This window comes from Verrucomicrobiales bacterium, assembly GCA_016793885.1.
Classification (GTDB): domain Bacteria; phylum Verrucomicrobiota; class Verrucomicrobiia; order Limisphaerales; family UBA11320; genus UBA11320.
In genome coordinates this window covers 1-2,268 of the sequence record JAEUHE010000190.1, presented here as the reverse complement: position 1 = coordinate 2,268, position 2,268 = coordinate 1, and the positions used below count along the sequence as shown (strand labels likewise).

At 58.0% G+C, this 2,268-nt stretch carries 3 protein-coding genes; all 3 read left to right on the top strand.

Going from position 1 to position 2,268, the window contains the following annotated elements:
• Positions 1 to 38 precede the first annotated feature (38 nt).
• The 3 genes from JNN07_21955 (at position 39) to JNN07_21945 (ending at position 1,918) form a co-directional block, all read left to right on the top strand.
• Entirely contained in the window at positions 39 to 1,034 is a 996-nt protein-coding gene (locus JNN07_21955; protein MBL9170416.1) for a hypothetical protein, read from the top strand.
• Positions 1,035 to 1,410: 376 nt separating this feature from the next.
• On the top strand, positions 1,411 to 1,626 hold the full coding sequence (locus tag JNN07_21950; protein ID MBL9170415.1) for a hypothetical protein: 216 nt from the start codon (positions 1,411 to 1,413) through the stop codon (positions 1,624 to 1,626).
• Positions 1,607 to 1,918 carry a type II toxin-antitoxin system RelE/ParE family toxin gene (locus tag JNN07_21945; protein MBL9170414.1) on the top strand — a complete coding sequence of 104 codons (312 nt, stop codon included), beginning with the start codon at positions 1,607 to 1,609 and terminating at the stop codon, positions 1,916 to 1,918. The genes JNN07_21950 and JNN07_21945 overlap by 20 nt, the downstream gene beginning before the upstream one ends.
• Positions 1,919 to 2,268 lie beyond the last annotated feature (350 nt).

Sequence of the window (2,268 nt, the reverse complement as noted above, 5' to 3'; positions counted from 1 at the left end):
GCGCTGCCGCGAAGTGTGGCCAACCCGGTTGGCGCCCCATGTCAATTCATTACTCACGTTGCAGATACGATTTCGCGGAACTCTCGGTCCCTGTCATTCTCGCAAGCGATCTGACTTTTCGGACAGACTCTGAGGAGGATCGCCCAACTTCTTTCATCGTCCGATTCACCCCCAATTCAGTACTTCAGCGGCTATACGCAGCAGTCGGCATTGAAACCATCTGTATTGATCCCGACGGCACCGCACAGTCACCACAGGAAAAATCAGCTCTGCTCGGAGACTTCCTGCACCGACTTGCTACGGCAGCTTCTCCGGATGGATTGATTCCAGGGAGCTCTTCGCCCCTATTCCTAAGCAGTGCCTTCTCCGCTACAGTCCGTAGAATACTTGAGCCGGCGAAGACCAGGACCGGGTCGCTTCGTAGCTATGGTTACCCGAACGCGGCACTGGATCGATATCTTGTTGATGCAGCAAAACGAATCGTGCCCATGGCACTAAAACCAGAAGTGGCTGCAGCGCTGAGGGCAAGCTTGACGGACGTGCTTTTAACTACGGGGGCAATTCAACTGGCGCTCTCGCTCACCCGTCAATGCAAAGGTTCTCCCGAATGCACCGAGGTAATTGTGATGGGATTTCGCTCCAACAGCGGAGGACGGCTGATTATGGATGCAAAGCCAGACTGGGCTCAGATTTGGGGTTACAAAATTCGGGAGTCGGTAGCTCAAAATCTCGTGACAATTGCAGAGCGGGAACTCAACAGCCATAAGCAAAACCAAATTGATACTGACCTTGCCTTCTTAATGGATATCCTAAAACGAATCACCAACGATCAGCTATGTGACCTCGCACCTGAAAGCACCCTAAAGAAGAGCGCACAAGCTGTTCTTGCCGAAGCTAGTGAATTCTATCCGTCCGTGCGCGAGCTACAGCCTGATCCTAACGGACCTCCGACAGTCGAGGACTTGGTAGAAGAGATCGAACAAGCGATTGCCTCCAAACCTTCTCCTGAGCCTCCGGATGACGTCCCTTTCTGATCGCAAGAGTATTTGCACCCTTCCTTTAAGTTAAGCTTCGCGCGGCAGGTGGGCTGCGATGCTGTCCCCTGTCCCTCTCCATCTCGTCACCCGGACAGCGCGACCAAGGGTCAGGAATTAGGGCCGGCAGATCTCCCAGGACGTAACCCGTTCGGTCCCTCTATCGCCGATCCACCCCACAGAGGTGCGCGAGCTCTTGGACCCCATCCTTTGGGCTACTAGGCTGGGAGCGTTCCGGCATGCCGCATATCCAGTTGCGTCATAAGAGAATGAGTTGGGCGATTGTTGAGTGGCGAATGCCACGGGAATGGCCCGCTTGCACCTGTCGGCTGGTTGAGGCTAAATCCTTGTCATGACGGTCACCTTGCCATCAGCCATGGACGACACGTTAGCACGGCGGGCTCGTGCGGCGGGCTTCGGATCGCCGGAGGAGTTCGTCCGGGATGCTTTGGTGCGGATGCTGGCCGAGGATTCGCATCATGAGGCGGCGGTCTTGGAGGGCATGCAGGGGGACGTGGCGCCGTTGAGCGGGGCGGATCTGGCGGGCGTGCGACAACTGGTCCGGGAAGCCCGTGGGCGTCGCTCTCCTTAGAACATCGCGATTCCTCGACGACTATCGGGAGATTGTGTCCCGAATCGCCGACGCCAATCCGGACGCCGCGGATCGATTCTGCGATACCGTCGAGTCGTCGCTTGCCCTGCTATCACGGAATCCCGAGGCCGGTCGATTGGCCGGATTTCCCAGCGTTCCCGAAGTTCGGCGCTGGGGTATTCCCGGGTTTCGGAACTACATCGTGTTTTACCATCCGCGCCCCGACGGTCTCCTCCTGATCCGGTTGCTGCATGGTGCGCGAGAGCTGCCTCCCTTGGTTAGCTCCGAATAGCTCGGGCTGAACGGGGTTAGGCGGATTGGACGCGAGCACTTGCTGTCTCTTCTGGATGGCGCCCGGGAAATGAACCCGCATCGGGGTGATGCATCGGTACCACTGTTCCACGTCGAGGAAGGTCGTCACGGAGAACTCGGGGTCCCGAAACTGGGCGGAACGCAGGAATCGCCGCTTCTCGGGTTTTGAGGTCGACCGACGGTAGCGGCGGACGAGGCGTCGAAGTTGGCAGGCGTCGCCGAGGCTGATGCGCAGGACCTCGCGTTGCCCAAGAGGCGCGTTGTCGCGTCCCATCATTCCCCAGAATCGGCCAGGGGCATCTCGGATTTCTTCGGGAAGGTCCGCTTTGG